Origin of the sequence: Bradyrhizobium sp. SZCCHNS2022, from assembly GCF_032377575.1 — a bacterium.
Taxonomy (GTDB): Bacteria; Pseudomonadota; Alphaproteobacteria; order Rhizobiales; family Xanthobacteraceae; genus Bradyrhizobium; species Bradyrhizobium aeschynomenes.
Genome location: NZ_JAUHHZ010000001.1, coordinates 4944582 through 4961963, shown reverse-complemented (window position 1 = coordinate 4961963; position 17382 = coordinate 4944582). Strand labels below are relative to the sequence as shown.

The following is a 17382-nucleotide window of genomic DNA, read 5'->3' as shown; positions in this document are numbered from 1 at the left end:
CTTCGAGCACACTCCCGGCTACTGCTAATGTCCTGGTTGGACTCGTAGCATTGGGGGTAACGGATGGGGCGGCTGAGCACGCATGTTCTGGACACGGTCAGGGGCAAGCCCGCCGCCGACGTCGCGATCGACCTCGATGTGCTGGAGCCCGACGGGTCCTGGCACCGGGTCAAGCAGGTCCGCACCAATGCCGACGGGCGTACCGACCAGCCGGTGCTGGCCGGGGACGAGCTCACCACGGGCACCTACATGCTGACCTTCCACATGGGCGCCTATTTCAAGGCCCACGGCCTTGCGGCGGATGATCCGCTGTTCCTGGATTTGATCCCGCTCCGCTTCGCGGTCGCCGATGCCGGCGCGCACTATCACGTGCCACTGCTTGCGACGCCCTGGAGCTACCAGACCTATCGCGGGAGTTGAGTCGATGACTGCTGATTCTTATCCGCGCGACATGATCGGCTACGGCCGCACGCCGCCGCATCCGCGCTGGCCGGGCGATGCCCGCATCGCCGTGCAGTTCGTGATCAATTACGAGGAGGGGGGCGAGAACAACATCCTGCACGGCGACGCCGCCTCCGAGGCGTTCCTGTCGGAGATCGTCGGCGCAGCGCCCTGGCCGGGCCAGCGCCACATGAACATGGAGTCGATCTACGAGTTCGGCTCGCGCGCCGGGTTCTGGCGGCTGTGGCGGATGTTCACGTCGCGCAAGCTGCCAGTGACGGTGTTCGCGATCGCAACCGCCATGGCGCGCAATCCGGACGCCGTGGCCGCGATGAAGGAGGCCAATTGGGAGATCGCCTCGCACGGTCTGAAATGGATCGACTATCGAGACGTCTCCGCGGCCGATGAGCGTGCTCAGATCGAGGAGGCGATCCGGCTTCACACCACGCTGACCGGCGAGCGGCCGCTCGGCTTCTATCAAGGCCGCACGTCGGAGCACACGCTCGACATCGTGCTGGAGGAGCAGGGCTTCGTCTACAGCGCGGATTCCTATGCCGACGAGCTGCCCTATTGGATCAAAGGACCGCACGGCCCGCAACTCATCGTGCCCTATACGCTCGACGCCAACGATATGCGCTTCGCGACCCCACAGGGCTTCAATTCCGGCGATCAGTTCTTCGCCTATCTGAAGGACAGCTTTGATCTGCTCTATGCCGAAGGCGCCGACTGCCCGCGCATGATGTCGGTCGGACTGCATTGCCGGCTGGTCGGGCGTCCCGGACGTGCCGCGGCGCTGGCGCGCTTCCTCGACTACATCATGAGCTACGACAAGGTCTGGGTCGCGACCCGGCTCGACATTGCCCGGCACTGGATCCGGACGCATCCGCCGGCCGGTCATCTTCGCCCGTCGCAGATGTCCCGCGTGCTGTTCGTCGAGCGCTATGGCGACATCTTCGAGCACACGCCCGAGATTGCCGAGCGCGCCTATCGCGCCGGCCTGTCCGCCTTCGACGATGCGGCCGATGCGCTGCATACGACGTTGATGAACGTCGTCCGCGGCATGAGCCGCGACGAGAAGCTGAAGCTGATCCGCGCCCATCCCGAGCTCGCCGGGCGCGAGGCGCTGGCCGGCGAGATGACGAACGACTCGATCGGCGAGCAGGGCCGTCTCGGCTTTACGTCGCTGTCGCGCGCCGAGTTCGAGCGTGTCGCCGATATCAACCGCCGCTATCGCGACAAGTTCGGCATGCCGCTGATCGTGGCGCTCGCACTGCACGCCGACCGTCCCTCCGTCATCGCCGAGATGGACCGTCGCATCAGCAACGACCTGGACACGGAGATCGCCAATGCCATCGACCAGATCGGTCACATCACCCGGGCCAGGCTGGCGAAGAAGTTCGAGCAGGGGTGAGCGGCAGATCAGGGGGCCCAGTCGACGCTGGTTGCCAGGAGGCGGTGCCTCCCTCGTCCCGGTTGCGGCAGGGCGATCGCCTATGGCGATCGCAATTTTGTGCCCGTCTCTCTCCAAGTCGTCATGGCCGGGCTTGTCCCGGCCATCCACGTCGTCCGGCATGCTGAGAACCACGTGGATGCCCGGGACAGGCCCGGGCATGACGGCGTAACTAATGTGCAGGATTGCTCGCCGCGACGGCCCAGCATCTCCATATGCGATTGCCCGGCCGGCTGCAGGGCGAGATGAGCACCGCGCGGGCTGCGAGAGCTGAGGCAAGCTAGCCCAGCAATGCCCGCTGCGCCGCCGCAGCCACATCCAGCAGCAGGCGATCCCGCCCGCGCGCCGCAATCAGCTGCATTCCGAACGGCAGCCCCTGCGCATTCCTTCCGCACGGAATCGAGATCGCCGGCACCCCCGCATGATTGGCGAACGGCGTGAACACCGCATGCGCGCGCGGGCTCGCGGGCCGCCCGCCGATCTCGGATGGGCCAAGCTGAGTCAACGGCCAGGCGACGCAGGGGACGGTCGGCGTGAGCAGCACATCGAACTCGGTGAAGAACGCGGCGAAGGCGCGCGCGATGCGGCTGCTCGCCTCCAGCGCGCGGCCGACGTCGGCGCCGCTGAGAGCGAGGCCACGCTCGATCTGCTTGGCGATATCAGGATCGAACTGCGTGGGATCGCTGCGGAAGGTGTCGCCGTAAAGTGCGGCCAACCCTGCATGCTGCAGCGGCATCACCGCGTCTTCGGCGAGCCCCGAGGGCCAGACTGGATCCTTGTCCACGATGGCCAGGCCGCTGGCCCGGAGCCGATCGACCGCCTGCTGCAATCCGCAGCTCACCTCGTCATCAACGGCGACGTCGAGCCCAAGCCGCGGCGAGAACGCCAGCCGCATTGGCGCCCCGGCAGCAGCCGATGGCAAGTCGAATGAGTCGGGGTCGCGCGCATCGGCACCTGCCATCACATCGAACGCGAGCCTCGTATCGGCGACATCGGCGGCGATCGGTGCGATCACCGAGATGCGCCAGAACGGCTCGGCAAAGCCGGGCCCATAGGAGATTGCGCCGTAAGACGGCTTGAAGCCGACCACGCCGACATGCGCCGGCGGCCGCCGGCTCGAGCCGCCGGCATCGGTGCCGATCGCGAGCGGCACGAGGCCTGCCGCGACCGCGGCGGCCGGCCCGCCCGATGAGCCGCCCGGCGTGAGGTGCGGGTCCAGCGGATGATGCGTGGGTCCGTACAGCAGTGACGTCGTCACGCCCTTGCAGGCAAACTCCGACGTCGCGCCGATCCCGACGATCACGGCGCCGGCGCGGCGCAGCCGCGCGATGGCGATGGCATCCTCGGGCGCCACAAAGTCAACGAACAGCCGCGAGCCCTGCGTGATGCGCCAGCCCTCGACCCAGATGTTGTCCTTGACCACGATGGGTACGCCGGCGAGCGGTAACCTCTCGCCGGATGCAACACGGCGGTCGACAGCTTCGGCGTCCGCGCGTGTTCGCTCCAGATCAGTCGTCACGACAGCGTTGAGGTCACTCGCGGCGATGCGTGCCAGCGCCTGCTCGGCCATCTCTCTCGCCGTCGTCTGCCGCGCCGTCACGGCGCTTGCGATCTCAGTTGCGCGCACGGGATCGCTCCATCAGCAGCACGGCGGCGCCTGCGGCCGCGGTCAATCCCAGAACGACGAAGCTGCCGCCGAGGCCGATGCGCGGCGTCAGCACCGCCACCAGCAGCGGCGCCGCGACGAGGCCGAGAAACGACGTGGTCAGCACCGCGCCGGTGGCCTCCGCCACGCGGCCCGGCTTGGCAAGGTTGGCGATCTCGGCGATGAACACGCCGTTCCAGCCACTCGCCGTCAGTCCGAACACGAATGTGAGCAGGACCAGGACCGATCCGCTCAGCAGCGGCCCCCACAGCCCGAGCAGCAGCGCGCAGATCGCCATGCCCGCGCCCGCCATCACCAGCACGGCGCGCGCCGAGCGCAGCCGCGTCGCCACGGCGCCCCATCCGAGTCGTCCGATCAGGCCCGCGCCTTGCGCCGACGCCAGCAGCCAGCCGGCCTCGACATGAGAGAGTGCGAGCTCGGACGTTCCGAAGGAGATGTAGCAGGTGTTGAGGATCACCTGCATGCCGCTGAACGGGATCGAGGCCACCGCGAGCGCGGCCATGCGCCGGTCGGAGCTGACGAGCTGCAGCCGCTGCCGCAGGCCCAGATACGGCATGGCGGGCAGCTTGACCGCATAGGCCGGGCGCAGCCGCTCGAAGCTGATGAAACCGATGACGGCACAGATGATCACGGCGGCATAGGCGGAGCTCGGCGCAAGCCCGACTGCGAGCGGCGGCAGCACCAGCGAGCCGACGACGGCGCCGATCTGGCTGCCGGTCTGCCGGATTGAGAACACCATGGCGCGCTGCTCGGGCGGCACGAGACGTCCGAGCAGGGCCGCGCTCGCCGGCGTTTCCGGTCCGGCCGCAAGTCCGAGCACGAGGCCGGCGCCGAGCAACGCCCAACCTTGACCGAGCGTCGCCATCGACATTCCGGCGCAGACGGCCACCGCGCACAGCGCCGCAACGCGCAGCGAGCCGATCTTCTGCACCAGGGTGCCGCCCCAGAACGAGGACACCAGGCTGATCGCAAACGCCGCGGTCGAGAACAGCGACAATTCCTCGATGCTGAGCCCGGCGCGCGGCGCCACCGTGCCGGGCGCGAACAGCGCCAGCGACACCAGCGCCTGCAACGCCGTCATTGCCGCCAGCGCGGGCCATAGCGGCGGCGCTGGCGCCGCATCGGGTTTCGCGTCTATCATGCCGCGACAACCTGATGGCGGAGCACGAAATGGCCGGCGGTATCTCGGTTCATGCGGTCGATGTGGCGAACGGGCGCCCGGCGCTGGGCCTGCGCGTCGCGATCTGGCGGGTTGCGCCGGACCGCTCGCTGCTTGCCGAAGGAGCGCTCGGCGCCGACGGCACCCTTCAGGCGCCGGTCGTCAAGGGCGACGGCGTCACTGCCGGCGAGTATGAGGTGCTGTTCCATATCGGCGAGTTCTTCGGGGCAAATGCGCAAACCAAATTCCTGACCACAGTGCCGTTTCGCTTCGCCATCGACAAGGTCGAGGAGCATTTTCACCTGCCGCTGAAGTTCACGCCGTGGGGCTATTCGATTTTTCGCGGGGCGTGAGGGCGGTACGCCTCGCACCATCGTACGCTGATGATTGAAAGAGGTCGCTGCCAAGGAGATGCTCGTCATGCCCGGGCTTGTCCCGGGCATCCACGTCCGTCCGCAATCGCTGATCGACGTGGATGGCCGGGACAAGCCCGGCCATGACGGCGCTGATGGAGACGGGGACAAGCCGGCACTGATGAGAGCCAAGCAGCCTTAACCCGTCAGTCGCTTCGACAGCCCCGTTGTCCGCTCCATGATCGCCATCAGCGCCACCGTGGCGATGATCAGCACGCTGGACAGCGCGGCGATGGTGACGTCGAGCTTGCCTTCGAGGTCCTGCCACATCCGGATCGGCAGCATGTCGGTGGCGGCGTCGCGCAGGAACAGCGACACCGGCACGTTGTCGAACGACGACATGAACGCGATGAAGGCACCGGAGATGATGCCGGGGCGGATCAGCGGCAGCACGATGCGGCGGAACGTGTAGAGCCTGGAGGCGCCGAGGATCGCCGAGCTTTCCAGCAAGGTCGGCTCGAGCTGCGCCAGCGCCGCCACGGTGTTGCGGACGACATAGGGCACGCAGACGATGGTGTGGCCGATCACGAGCGTCAGCAGCGACACCGGCAGGCCGATCAGCGAGAAGAACATCAGCGCCGCCAACCCAAAGGCGAGCGCCGGCAACACCAGCGGCGACATGAACAGCGAGTCCAGAAGTTTTGCCGTGAGCGCCTTGGAGCGCGAGATCGCCAGCGCCGCGGCGACGCCGAGCACGATCGAGAGCCCGGTCGACCACAGCGCGACGACGACGCTGTTGCGTGCCGCGAACTGCAGCTGCCAGGCGTTCCACAATTCGACGTACCAGCGGGTCGAATAGCCCGGCGGCGGGAATTTCAGCGAGAAGCCTGACGTGAACGAGACGATCACCACGACCAGCGACGGTGACACGATGAGGATCAGCGCCAGCACGGCAATCACCGTCATGACGATCTGGAAGCTCAGCGCTTCGAGATTATTCTGCCGCCGGCTCATCGAGCGTCTCCATAGCCGCGGGCGCGCCGGCCGAGCGTCGAGAACAGCGCGACGATGGCTAGGACGGCGAACAGGAAGATGATCGAGATCGCCGCGGCGAACGGCCAGTTCTGCAACGTCGAGGCCTGCTGATACAGATACATCGGCATGAACAGCATCTGCCCGCCGCCGACCAGCGACTGCGTGATGAACGCAGTGATGGCCGCGGCGTAAGTGAGGGTGCAGCCGGCGATGATGCCGGGCATCGACAGCGGCAGCATCACCTTGAAGAAGGTGCGCCAGCTGCCGGCGCCGAGCGAGGCCGAGGCGTCGGAGAGGTTGGGATCGATGCGGCCGATCGCGGTGATCAGGGGCAGCACCATCAGCGGCATCTGCACCTGCGCCAGCGCCGCGATGAGCCCGCCTTGCGTGTAGATCATGCGCAGCGGCGTGCCGATCAGGCCGAGCGATTGCAGCACGGAGTTGATGATGCCCTGCCGCCCGAGGATCACGATCCAGGCGAAGGTGCGGACCACCACGCTGGTGAGCAGCGGCAGCAGCACGATCATGATGATCAGGGTCTGCACCCGGCTGCCCGAACGCTGATACAGCCACGCGATGGGATAGCCGAGCACGAGGCAGGCGAGCGTCACCTCGGCGCCGAGCAGAAGCGTCGAGCCGAGCACGGCGAGGCTGAAAGGGTCGGTCAGGAACTTGATGTACTGGCCGAGCCCCCACACCGTCGCCGCGGTGTCGTTGTGCAGTGAGAGATAGAGCAGCTGCGCCAGCGGCAGCACGAAGAAGATCGCGAACACCAGGCCCAAGGGCAGTGCAAGCCCCAGGCTGAAGCTGGTCACGTCTCCCGGTGATGTCGTGGCGCTCTTCATCGCGTCAGATCTTGATGTCGCGGTTGAACTTCTCGATCCAGGAGGCGCGCTGCTCGTTGATCTTCTTCCAGTCCTGGAACACGAACTTCTTTTTCAGCTCGGCGGTGTCCTTGGCCAGCACCTTGGCGATCTCGCCGGACATCGCAACCTTGGTGTTGGTCGGCACGATGAGATAAGGCGAGTTCATCAAGGTGGTCTGCACCTCCGGCGACAGCGCCGCCTCGATCAGCTTGAAGGCAAGCTCCTTGTTCGGCGAATTCTTGACGATGTGGATCGTCGTCTTGAACGCGATCGCGCCTTCCTTGGGCGCCACGAACTCGACCGGTACGCCGCGGGCTTTGAGGATCTGGATGGCGTTGAAATTGCCGGGCGAGATGTCGATCTGGCCCTGCTGGAACAGGGTCGCCAGCGCGCCGGGATTGGCGGCGACCGCGGCGAGGTTCGGCTTGAGCTCCTCCAGCGCCTTGAAGCCCTCGTCGACATTGGCCTCCGAGCCGCCGCGCATGCGCGCGATCTCGACGAGCCAGCCGGTGCCGAGCGTCGAGTTGAGGTTGGTGATGCCGACCTTGCCCTTGAACTCGGGCTTCCACAGATCGGCCCAGGACGTCGGCGGCGTCTTCACCGTTTCCGGATTGTAGGTGAGGCCGACGACCTGGAAGAACGGCGCCGGGCCCATCGCGTCCTGGGCTTCCGGAATCAGGTCCTTGAAATAGGCGCTCTTGTCGGCCGGGTAAGGCTCGACGAGATCCTGGCCGATCGCGACCAGCGCAGGACCCGGATCGTGCAGCATGACGTCGATCGGCGGATTGGCCTTGGCGGCATTGACCTTGGCGATCTGGTCGACCGACAGCATCGGGTCGAGCACGATGCCCGCATCGCCATTGGCCTTGCGGAAGGCGGGCACCAGCACCGCCTTGTGCGCCTCCTCCCAGCTGCCGGTGAAGGTTGCGAACACCAGCGGCCGCGCCTGCGCGAGGCTCAGGCCCGGGAAGGCGTGCATGGCTCCCAGCGTCAGGGCGCTGGTCAGGAGCCGGCGGCGATCAAGCATCATGTTTCACTCCGATGTGTTGGTTGTCTATTGCGGGAACACGGTCGCGAGCCCCGGCGCGAGCGGCGCGATGCGCACCGGCGTGCCGGCCTCGCGCAGCGGGGTGCCGCCAGTGCGGGCCTGCGAGATCTTGATGCTGGAGCCGTCCTTGGCCTTGATCTCATGAACCACCGTGGAGCCGAGCGGCAGCGCCATGCCGATCTCGCCGGTAAAGCCGGAGTCGTCGTCGACGAAGGTGAGATGCTCGGGACGCAGGCAGACGGTGACCTTGTCGGAGGCACCGACCGGGTTCGGCGCGCGCGCGATGATCTCGCCGCCGGCCTCCAGGGCGACCTTCACGCTGCCAGCATCGGTCGCCAGCACCGTGCCCTTTAGCCTATTCGCGGTTCCCACGAAGGTGTTCACAAACAACGTCTGCGGCTGATCGTAGATCTCGCTGGGTGTGCCGAATTGCTCGAGATGGCCGTGGCTGAGCACCGCGACACGGTCGGCCATCGACAGCGCTTCTTCCTGATCGTGGGTCACGATCAGCGTGGTCGTTCCGGCCATGCGCTGCAGCCGCTTCACCTCGATCTGCATGTCCAGCCGCAGATTCTTGTCGAGCGCGGCGAACGGCTCGTCGAGCAAAAGGATCGACGGCTTGATCGCGAGCGCGCGCGCCAGCGCCACGCGCTGCTGCTGGCCGCCGGACAACTGCCGCGGCAAGCGCTCGCCGAACGGCCCGAGCTGCACCATGTCGAGCAGCCGCTGCGACTCCTTGTTGCGCGTCGTTTTGTCGACGCCGCGCGCGGCGAGGCCGTAGCCGACATTCTCCGCGATCGACAGATGCGGGAACAGCGCGTAGTTCTGAAACACGATGCCAACCGCGCGCCGGTTGGGCGGCAGCGCGTCGACGACGTCATTGCCGATGATGACGCGTCCTTCGCTCTGGCCGATGAAGCCGGCGATGATGCGCAGCAGCGTGGTCTTGCCGCAGCCGGACGGGCCGAGCAGGGCGATGATCTCGCCGCCTTTCACATCGAGATTGATGTCCGAGACGGCCATCGTGCCGCTGGCAAAGCGGTGCGTGATCCGATCGAGAACGAGCGACTTGGCTTCCGATACGCTGGCCATGGGCTTCCTGCTCAACTGAGTTGAAAAAGCAAGAAGCGTGCCGTCTTTTGAGGCAGTGGCGGCCGTTTGTGTACAAGCGAGCGGGTGGGCGGTATGGAAGTGTGTGGCGAGGTCCGACGCTCGATCTAAGCGCACGCAGTCAGCTCATGCCCGCCTCTCTCCACGTCATTCCGGGGCGCCCGAAGGGCGAGCCCGGAATCAATACCCACAGGCAGTTGTTGGAGAGCGGGATGGTCGTGGGTACATCTCGTATCGCCAAAGACAGTCGTGGTTATGGATTCCGGGCTCGCGCTGACGCGCGCCCCGGAATGACGGCGTGGAGAGAGACGGGGCCCCTCGTCGTTCGCCGAACTATCCGTCGCGATGCTCCAGCCGGGCAGCCAGCGCCTCCGGTAATCCCGTCGTCGGCTTGGCCGCCGGACGCCGGAACGTCCCGGCCGTGGCCTTGCGCATCTTCAGCGCCAGCAGCGCCTCGGCCTGCTTCACGGCGGCGATCACCTGATCGACCACCGGCACCGGGATGCGGTGTGCGACGCGGGCCGCAAGTCCCGATAACGGAGCTCCGGCGAAGATCAGCACGTCGGCCTCGTTCTCCTCGACCGCGCGCAGCGCCAGCTCTACCAGCAACTCCTCCTTCTCGTGCTGCACGTCCGAGATCTGTTTGAAGCTGCCGTCGAGCATGCGGATGCCGGCGCAGCGCTCCATCAGCCCATGCATGCGCACGCATTCCTCGTACCAGGGGCCGAGCGCCTGCGCGAAGGTGACGATGGCAAAGCGACGCCCCGCCATGCAGGCGGTCAGCATCGCGGCTTCCGCCAACCCGATCACCGGCGCGTCGTACAGCTCACGCGCCGCGAACAGACCGGGATCGCCGAACGCGGCGATGATTGCCGCATCGAAGCTGCCGTTGCGTTCGGCCAGCATCTCCAGCGCCACGGCGCCACCGATCTGCGCCTCTGCGCGAGTGGCGATATAGGGCACGCCGCGCGGCGCGGTGCAGGGGATCAGCGTCGTGCCGGGTGCGGCAGCGTCGCGGCCGACCTGCAGCATGAGATCGGTGATGTCGGTGCGGATGTTTGGATTCAGCAGCAGGATGTTCATGGCGCCTCACGGGGGATGGGCGAGCTTGCCCGAGGCATGACGGCTTTGTCCATGGCGGTGCGGATATCAGGCCGAGCCCGGTGGACCCTTCACGACGAGGTCGATCAAGGTGACGAGCAGGGACAGCATGGCTCCGACACTGAGCAGCCGTCGCAGCTTGAGGAACCAGGCCCGCCGATCGCCACCGCCGAAACTGAATTCATCGATCACGAGCGCTGCGAGCAGTGCCGTCGTCAGCAGCACCAGCGCCGGGACAGGTGGCAGCAGCAGCGCTGCCCAGCCGAGCAAAGCCGGCGTCACGCCCCAGCCCATGCGCGGCAGGGTCGAGAGCGCCGGCGTCTGCACCGCCAGCCCCCAATGGATCGCGCCGAGAAAGCTGGCGATCACCGCCCCGTAGCCGATCTGTGCGCGCAGTGCGGCCGTCCGGACCGTCTCGTCACCCGCGATCACCAGCCCAGCGAGGCCGACAAACGGGATCAGCCCGGCAAGGCCGAGCGCGCGCATCGGAGAGGGGACGCCAGGCATCATGAGGCTAGCTCGCTCGCTTCTTGGGCATCGAAGAAAACGCCCGGCCGCGCTCGGACCGGCAGCGGTCGGAACAGAACTTCACCTCGTCCCAGTCGCGCGCCCATTTGCGCCGCCACGCGAAGGGGCGGCCACAGGCGGTGCAGGTCTTCGTCGGCAAATCGGCTTTGCGGCGCATCTTCGGCATGGGGAGTCACCAGGGGACCTGTGTTCCGCGCCAGTCGTAGAAGCCGCCGGAGTCCTTTGCTTCAAGCCGGTCGATGACGCCGAGCAGATGCCGCGCGGCCTCGGCCGGTGCGATGCCCGCGGCCGAGGCAAACGGCGCCGACAGCCGCGTCGCCACCGTGCCGGGATGCAACGCGACGCAGATCGCCTCGGGCGCCCGTCGGGCAAGCTCGATGGCCGCGCAACGCACGAGCTGGTTCAACGCCGCCTTCGAAGCCCGGTAGGCGTACCAGCCGCCCAGCCGGTTGTCGCCGATCGAACCGACCCGCGCCGACAGCGCGGCGAGCACCGCCTTGCCGCTGCGCGGGAGCCTCGGCAGCAGATGCTTCATCAGCAGCGCCGGCCCGGTGGCGTTGATGGCAAAGGCGCGGGCAAGACGGTCGGCATCGAGTTCGCGCCAGCTCTTTTCCGGCAGCATCTCGCCCTGCTGCAGCATGCCGGTTGCGACGATCACGAGCCGGACCTCGCCAGCGTCCGCCGCCTGCTCGGCGGCCCGCGCGAGGCTTTCTTCATCCGTGAGGTCGAAGGGAGGAGCTGTGCTGCGGCTGAAGCCGACCACGGCGTCGAACCGCCCGCTGTCGGTCAGCATCGCGCTCAGCGCGGAGCCGATGCCGCCGCTGGCGCCGAACACCGCAGCGACGCCGCCGCGCGGGAAGGACTCCAGGCGAATGGTGTGCCGGGGCAGGGCCGCTGCTGCTTCCGGAGTGCCGTCACTCGCCGCGGTCGCGATCAGCTGGTCCGTCACGTCCATCCTCGCCGGAGCCGCGCAGCCGCGATGGCGGCTGGTCGTCGTGCTAACGAAATCGCCCTGCGTTCGGATCATGACGCCAAGTCGGGCCGGAGCGATCCGGTTCGGGGGCTCGGGGCCGGTTGCGGGGAAGGCACGTCGCGATCACGATCGAGTGGTCGTTCACCGCGCCGCAACGAGTTGCGTCCAAGTTGCCGATGCGAACCGAATGAGCGGTCATGACCCCACAGAGCTCCGCCCTCACCGTCCGAGGGTTAACCAAATGTTTCGAACGGCCGGCCGTCGACGGGCTCGACCTCGTCGTGCGCGCCGGTGAGTTCTACGCCCTCGTCGGCCCGAACGGGGCCGGCAAGACGACGACCTTGCGCATGGTCGCCGGCCTGCTGCGTCCGGACGCCGGCGAGATCGCGATCTTCGGCATCGACGCGCTGCGCGAGCCAATTGCCGCCAAACAGGTGATGGCGTGGGTGTCCGATGAGCCGATGATCTACGACAAGCTCACGCCGCTCGAATATCTCGAATTCGTCGCCGGCCTGTGGGGCATCGATCCCATGACGTCCGGTCAGGCGGCGCGCGAGCTGCTGGTCTCGCTCGGGCTTGAGCGGCATCTGCACGAGCGTTGCGAAGGCTTCTCCAAGGGCATGCGCCAGAAGGTGGCGCTCGCTGGCGCCCTGGTCCATGATCCTCAACTGATCATTCTCGATGAGCCGCTCACCGGCCTCGATGCGGTCTCGGCCCGTCACGTCAAGGGGCTCCTCGCCGAGCGCGTCCGCCGCGGCGGCACCGTGATCATGACGACGCACATTCTCGAAGTGGCGGAGCGGATGGCCGACCGGATCGGCGTCATCGCCGCCGGGCGGATCGTCGCCGAGGGAACGCTTGCCGAGCTGCGCGAGCAGAACGGCCGGACCGATACCAGCCTCGAGGAGCTGTTCATCGCGCTGGTCGACGTCGAGTCCGCGGCATGACGCGGGCGGCGACGCTGGCCTGGTTCGCCCGCCACGAGCTCAGGCTCGCCTGGCGGGAATGGCTCGGAATGATCACCGCGGGCAGACGTCGCCGCACGCGCGCCGCGATCATCGGCCTCGTGCTGTTCGGCGCGATCATGCATCTGCCGGCCTGGGCCGTGGTCGGCCGCTATGCCGATCTGCAGCCGCCGCTCGACAAGACCGCTCTCATCGTCATCACCGCGACCATCATGCTGTCGTGGGCCCTGATGCTGTCGCAGGCGATCGAGTCGGTCACACGCGTGTTCTATGCCCGTGCCGATCTCGACCTGATCATGTCCTCGCCGGTGCGACTGGCTGAGATCTTTTCTGTCCGGATCGCGGCCATCGCGCTCTCGGTCACCAGCATGGCGCTGCTGTTGGCTACGCCCTTCGTGGACGTGCTGCTGATCGAGGGCGGGGTGCGCTGGCTGGCTGCGTTCGTCGTCGTCGCAGCGGTCGGCCTGTCGGCGGCCGCGGCTGCCATCGCGGTGACGATCATTCTGTTTCGCCTGATCGGCCCTGCACGCACCCGACTGGTGGCGCAGATCCTGGCAGCGGTGATCGGCGCCGGCTTCGTCATCGTGCTGCAGATCGCGGCGATCGTGTCCTACGGCACGCTGTCGCGCTTTGCCGTGCTCACCTCCGATGCCGCCGCGGCCATCGCGCCCGACCCGGAGAGCGTCGTGTGGCTGCCGGCGCGCGCCGCGCTCGGCGACATTCAGGCGCTGCTGATCCTGCTTGCCGCAGGCCTGCTGCTGCTCGGCGTCGTCATGATGGTGTTCTCGCCGCGCTTTGCCGACACCGCGATCAGTGCCGCCGCGCAAGGCGTCACCAGCCGCACCGGCGCGCGGATCCGCAGCTTCCGCGGCGGCTCGCGGCAGCAGGCGCTCAGGCGCAAGGAGTTCATGCTGCTGCGGCGCGATCCCTGGCTGATCTCGCAGACGCTGATGCAGCTGCTCTATCTGGTGCCGCCGGCGCTGCTGCTGTGGCGCAGCTATTCCGACAGCTCGCAGGCGGTGATCCTGATCACGCCGGTCATCGTGATGGCGGCAGGCCAGCTCGCCGGCGGCCTCGCCTGGCTCACGATCTCCGGCGAGGATGCGCCCGAACTGGTCGCCACCGCCCCGCTGACCGCCGCGCGCATTGTGCGCGCGAAGATCGAGGTCGTGCTCATGACGATCGCGGTGATCTTCGCGCCGCTGGTGCTCGCGCTCGGCTGGATCGCTCCATGGCAGGCTTTGGTCACCGCGGCGGCGGTGCTGGTTGCCACGATGTCCTCGACCGCCATTCAGCTCTGGTTCCGCATCCAGGCGCGGCGCAGCCAGTTCCGGCGCCGTCAGACCTCGTCGCGGCTTGCGACCTTTGCCGAGGCGTTCTCGTCGATCGGCTGGGCCGCGACCGCGGCGCTGGCGCTCGCGCTGCCCGAAGCCGCTGCGATCTGCGGCCTGATGACCGCAGGCCTGCTGTTTGCCGCCTGGAGGCTGAGCCCCGCGCGGACCTGACCTGCTCAGCGCAGCACCTCCATGACCGCTTCGGCGAATGCCGCGGGCTCCTCCTGCGGCAGATTGTGCCCGGCGCGGATCACGCGATGCGCGATCCGGTTGCTGAATTTCGCGGCATGTGCCGTGCCGTCCGTCGCCGGAATGACGCCGTCGCTGTCGCCATCGAGGGTGATCGTGGGCACGGTGATGACGGGCAGGGCCGCCAGTCGCCGCTCGAGCTCGTCGTAGCGCGGATCGCCCGCGGCCAGACCGTAGCGATGGCGATAGCTGTTGATCACGACGTCGACATGGTCGGGATTGTCGAACGCGGCGGCCGCGCGCGCGAAGGTCGCGTCGTCGAACCGCCAGTTCGGCGACCATTGCTGCCACAGCACCCGGGCGATTTCGGCGCGGTTCGCGGCGAGGCCGGCGCGGCCACGCTCGGTCTGGAAGTACCATTGATACCAGAACGCGAATTCGCGCGGCACCGGGGCGGGCTCCAACGCCCTGGCGATGTCCTGGATCGGATAGCCGTTGACCGACACCAGGCCCGTGCAGCGCTCCGGCCATAGCGCCGCGCCGACGCAGGCGGCCCGGCCACCCCAATCATAGCCGGCGAACACCGCACGCGGGATCGCCAGCGCATCCATCAGCGCGATCAGGTCGGCGCCGATGGCGGCCTGCTGGCCGGAGCGCGGCGTGGATGGATCGAGGAAGCGGGTGGGGCCATAGCCGCGCAGGTAGGGCACGATGACCCGGCAGCCCTGGGCCGCAAGGCGCGGCGCGACGTCGACATAGGAATGGATGTCGTAGGGGTAGCCGTGCAGCAGGATGACGGCGGGTCCATCGGCCGGCCCGCTCTCGACATAGGCAATGCTCAGGACCCCGGCATCCACTGCCTTGATCGGTTGCATCGGCTGCGCCTGCGACGATCCGTCCCGATCATTCATGCCAACCTCCCGCTTCGCTGAGCCCGCCGCGCGCTGCGATGAGGATAGTTCTGTTCCGGAATCCTCGCTACACTCTCACGCGCCGTTGAAGAGGAACCGCCATGCTGCGCTCGCTGGTCTCGCTGCTCGCCGTCCTGGTCTCGTTCGCATCGCCCGCTCTGGCGCAACAATCGGGACCGCGCACCAGCGAATGTCTCGCCATGGCCGGCAGCCCGCCGCGCGCCATGCCGGTGAGCCTGCGCCGGACCGCCGCCGCCAACGAGGTGACGATCACCTATGCCGGCCATTCGACCTACTTCATCGACACCCCGATGGGCATCCGCATCGCCACCGACTACAGCGGCGCCTATCAGGTCGGACGGCTGCCCGACGTGATCACCATGAACCGCGCGCACTCGACGCACTACACGCTGGCGCCCGATCCGCGCATTCCGCACGTGCTGCGCGGCTGGGGCGACGACGGCAAGCCGGCGCAGGTGTTCGAGCGGATCGGCGACGTGCTCGTGCGCAACATCACCACCGACATCCGCCGCTATTTCAGCGATTCGCTCGGTGCCGACATGATCAAGGACGGCAACTCGATCTTCATTTTCGAGGTTGCCGGCCTGTGCATCGGCCATCTCGGCCATCTGCACGTCAAGCTGGACGAGACGCACTTCGCCGCGATCGGCCGGCTCGACGTCGTGATGGTGCCGATCGACGGCACCTACACGATGTCGCTGGACGGCATCTCGGAGATCACCAAGCGGCTGCGCGCCTCGGTCGTGCTGCCGATGCACCGCTTCGCGACGCCGCTCGACGAGTTCATGCGCAAGATCGGCCAGCAGTTCGAGATCGACCGCCGCGTCGAGCGGACGCTGAAGATGTCGCGCGAGCTGCTGCCGTCGAGTCCGACCGTGATCATCCTCGACGGCGTGTAAGCTCAGGCACCCGCGAGGCTGGTGCCGCGGCGGCCCTCCGGCGTCAGGAACATGCGCTTGAGCTTGTTGATCACGCGCACGGCGAGGCCGAGCACGTAAGGCTGGGTCTTCAGGCAGAAGGCGAGCTTCTTGACGTGCCCCTCGACATGCCATTTGGCATGGGCGCCGTCGCGGAAGAAGATCACATCGCCGGGTCCGTAGCGCTTCGCCGGCATGCCCTCGCTCTCGAGCGTGATCGAGCCTTCGAGGATCAGGATGGTCTCGTCGAAATCGTAGTACCAGTTGAACTTGCCCTCGGTGCAATGCCAGACGATGGTCGAGCCGAGACCGTCGCTGCTGCGGGCGACGGTGCAGGAGGTCGCTGTCGGGTTGCCCTCGATGATCCAGGACGGCTCGATCGGCGCCGGCGACAGGTCGACGGCGAGATTGGCGGTTTCGATCAAGGAAGGAGACATTGAGGACCTCAAATTCATGGGCTGAAATGACCGGACGTGAGCCGGCATGGGCCTGCAACCGTAGCCGGTTGCGCCTAATGGCTGCTTTCCGCGATCGTTAAGATGTGAACGAACTGCCGCGACCAGCCGTCGCATCACAACCACGCCAGCGCTATAAACTTCACGCGAACGCCGCAATTTGTTCGCGGCCTCGCCAAACCTGCCGATCTACTGTTTGCTCGCACTGCAAGATGCGACATGCCTCCGCTGGTCGCACGACCCATCCTGCATCGTGCCTTCACCTTTAGAGATTTTCCGCCGTCGCAGAGATAAGGATTTCCAGGATGCGCCGACTGAGCCTCGCCATCGCCCTCACCCTGTCCGCCGCCAGCCTCGCCACGACAACCCATGTCATGGCCGGCGAGACGCCCGCTCCGGATAACGCCAAGGCCTACTTCATCAACCTCAAGGACGGCGACAAGGTCTCCTCGCCGGTCCTGATCCGCTTCGGCCTGTCGGGCATGGGCGTGGCGCCGTCCGGCACCGAGGCGCCGAACACCGGTCATCATCATCTGCTGATCGACGCGCCCGCGCTCACGGGTGACGCGCTCAACGAAGCCATTCCGGTGGATGCCGAGCACGTTCATTTCGGCAAGGGCCAGACCGAAGCCTCGGTCAACCTCACGCCGGGCAGTCACACCCTGCAGATGGTGCTCGGCGACTGGAGCCACGTTCCGCACAACAAGCCCGTGATGTCGGAGCGGATCACCATCACGGTCGAGCCGACCACGCAGGCCAAGTCGCCCTAGCAGGCCAAGTCGCCTGAGCACGACCGCTGTGCGGCCCGCGTCATGGCGGGCTGCGCGGCTGGCGTCTGTGTGGTGCAAGCTCGTGCTCAT

General features: G+C 67.2%; 19 protein-coding genes. 7 read left to right on the top strand and 12 right to left on the bottom strand.

Annotated elements, in window-relative coordinates:
- Positions 1-63 precede the first annotated feature (63 nt).
- Both uraH (QXZ94_RS22230) and puuE read left to right on the top strand, forming a co-directional pair.
- Complete coding sequence (uraH, locus tag QXZ94_RS22230; protein ID WP_172111590.1) at positions 64-420, top strand: hydroxyisourate hydrolase; 357 nt, start codon at positions 64-66, stop codon at positions 418-420.
- Between the two features lie 4 nt (positions 421-424).
- Complete coding sequence (gene puuE / locus QXZ94_RS22225) at positions 425-1852, top strand: allantoinase PuuE (RefSeq protein WP_315722224.1); 1428 nt, start codon at positions 425-427, stop codon at positions 1850-1852.
- 319 nt (positions 1853-2171) lie between these two features.
- Here puuE and QXZ94_RS22220 read toward each other — a convergent pair whose 3' ends face one another.
- Both QXZ94_RS22220 and QXZ94_RS22215 read right to left on the bottom strand, forming a co-directional pair.
- Positions 2172-3518 carry an amidase gene (locus QXZ94_RS22220; protein ID WP_315722223.1) on the bottom strand — a complete coding sequence of 449 codons (1347 nt, stop codon included), beginning with the start codon at positions 3516-3518 and terminating at the stop codon, positions 2172-2174.
- The gene (locus QXZ94_RS22215) at positions 3505-4698 is read right to left on the bottom strand and encodes an MFS transporter (RefSeq protein ID WP_315722222.1); all 1194 of its coding nucleotides are present in this window, start codon (positions 4696-4698) and stop codon (positions 3505-3507) included. Before QXZ94_RS22215 ends, QXZ94_RS22220 begins: the two co-directional genes overlap by 14 nt.
- Before the next feature lie 29 nt (positions 4699-4727).
- On the opposite strand from QXZ94_RS22215, the gene uraH (QXZ94_RS22210) reads away from it, so the two are divergent.
- Positions 4728-5069, top strand: a complete 342-nt coding sequence (gene uraH / locus QXZ94_RS22210) for a hydroxyisourate hydrolase (protein WP_315722221.1) — start codon at positions 4728-4730, stop codon at positions 5067-5069.
- A gap of 198 nt (positions 5070-5267) precedes the next feature.
- Here uraH (QXZ94_RS22210) and QXZ94_RS22205 read toward each other — a convergent pair whose 3' ends face one another.
- The 8 genes from QXZ94_RS22205 to QXZ94_RS22170 form a co-directional block, all read right to left on the bottom strand.
- Positions 5268-6083 carry an ABC transporter permease gene (locus tag QXZ94_RS22205; RefSeq protein WP_315722220.1) on the bottom strand — a complete coding sequence of 272 codons (816 nt, stop codon included), beginning with the start codon at positions 6081-6083 and terminating at the stop codon, positions 5268-5270.
- A complete protein-coding gene (locus QXZ94_RS22200; protein ID WP_315722219.1) occupies positions 6080-6949 on the bottom strand; it encodes an ABC transporter permease in 870 nt (289 codons plus the stop codon). The genes QXZ94_RS22205 and QXZ94_RS22200 overlap by 4 nt, the downstream gene beginning before the upstream one ends.
- A 4-nt stretch (positions 6950-6953) precedes the next feature.
- Entirely contained in the window at positions 6954-8000 is a 1047-nt protein-coding gene (locus tag QXZ94_RS22195; protein ID WP_315722218.1) for an ABC transporter substrate-binding protein, read from the bottom strand.
- 24 nt (positions 8001-8024) lie between these two features.
- Positions 8025-9110 carry an ABC transporter ATP-binding protein gene (locus QXZ94_RS22190; protein ID WP_315722217.1) on the bottom strand — a complete coding sequence of 362 codons (1086 nt, stop codon included), beginning with the start codon at positions 9108-9110 and terminating at the stop codon, positions 8025-8027.
- Between the two features lie 351 nt (positions 9111-9461).
- Positions 9462-10211 carry an aspartate/glutamate racemase family protein gene (locus QXZ94_RS22185; RefSeq protein ID WP_315722216.1) on the bottom strand — a complete coding sequence of 250 codons (750 nt, stop codon included), beginning with the start codon at positions 10209-10211 and terminating at the stop codon, positions 9462-9464.
- 66 nt (positions 10212-10277) lie between these two features.
- Positions 10278-10739 (bottom strand): DUF3429 domain-containing protein, encoded by a 462-nt coding sequence (locus tag QXZ94_RS22180; RefSeq protein WP_315722215.1) that lies wholly within the window; start codon positions 10737-10739, stop codon positions 10278-10280.
- 4 nt (positions 10740-10743) lie between these two features.
- Positions 10744-10923, bottom strand: coding sequence for a DUF2256 domain-containing protein (locus QXZ94_RS22175; protein WP_315722214.1), 180 nt, complete (start codon positions 10921-10923; stop codon positions 10744-10746).
- A gap of 6 nt (positions 10924-10929) precedes the next feature.
- Positions 10930-11706, bottom strand: coding sequence for an SDR family NAD(P)-dependent oxidoreductase (locus QXZ94_RS22170; RefSeq protein ID WP_315722213.1), 777 nt, complete (start codon positions 11704-11706; stop codon positions 10930-10932).
- Positions 11707-11927: 221 nt separating this feature from the next.
- On the opposite strand from QXZ94_RS22170, the gene QXZ94_RS22165 reads away from it, so the two are divergent.
- Positions 11928-12677 carry an ABC transporter ATP-binding protein gene (locus QXZ94_RS22165; protein WP_315722212.1) on the top strand — a complete coding sequence of 250 codons (750 nt, stop codon included), beginning with the start codon at positions 11928-11930 and terminating at the stop codon, positions 12675-12677.
- Positions 12674-14200 (top strand): permease, encoded by a 1527-nt coding sequence (locus tag QXZ94_RS22160; RefSeq protein WP_315722211.1) that lies wholly within the window; start codon positions 12674-12676, stop codon positions 14198-14200. The genes QXZ94_RS22165 and QXZ94_RS22160 overlap by 4 nt, the downstream gene beginning before the upstream one ends.
- Before the next feature lie 5 nt (positions 14201-14205).
- On the opposite strand, the gene QXZ94_RS22155 is transcribed toward QXZ94_RS22160, so the two are convergent.
- Positions 14206-15129, bottom strand: coding sequence for an alpha/beta hydrolase (locus QXZ94_RS22155; protein WP_315722210.1), 924 nt, complete (start codon positions 15127-15129; stop codon positions 14206-14208).
- A 101-nt stretch (positions 15130-15230) separates the two neighbouring features.
- Here QXZ94_RS22155 and QXZ94_RS22150 point away from each other — a divergent pair, with 101 nt between their 5' ends.
- Positions 15231-16049 (top strand): MBL fold metallo-hydrolase, encoded by an 819-nt coding sequence (locus QXZ94_RS22150; RefSeq protein ID WP_315722209.1) that lies wholly within the window; start codon positions 15231-15233, stop codon positions 16047-16049.
- A gap of 2 nt (positions 16050-16051) precedes the next feature.
- On the opposite strand, the gene QXZ94_RS22145 is transcribed toward QXZ94_RS22150, so the two are convergent.
- Entirely contained in the window at positions 16052-16504 is a 453-nt protein-coding gene (locus tag QXZ94_RS22145; RefSeq protein ID WP_172111574.1) for a cupin domain-containing protein, read from the bottom strand.
- 323 nt (positions 16505-16827) lie between these two features.
- Here QXZ94_RS22145 and QXZ94_RS22140 point away from each other — a divergent pair, with 323 nt between their 5' ends.
- Entirely contained in the window at positions 16828-17292 is a 465-nt protein-coding gene (locus tag QXZ94_RS22140; protein ID WP_172131286.1) for a DUF4399 domain-containing protein, read from the top strand.
- Positions 17293-17382 lie beyond the last annotated feature (90 nt).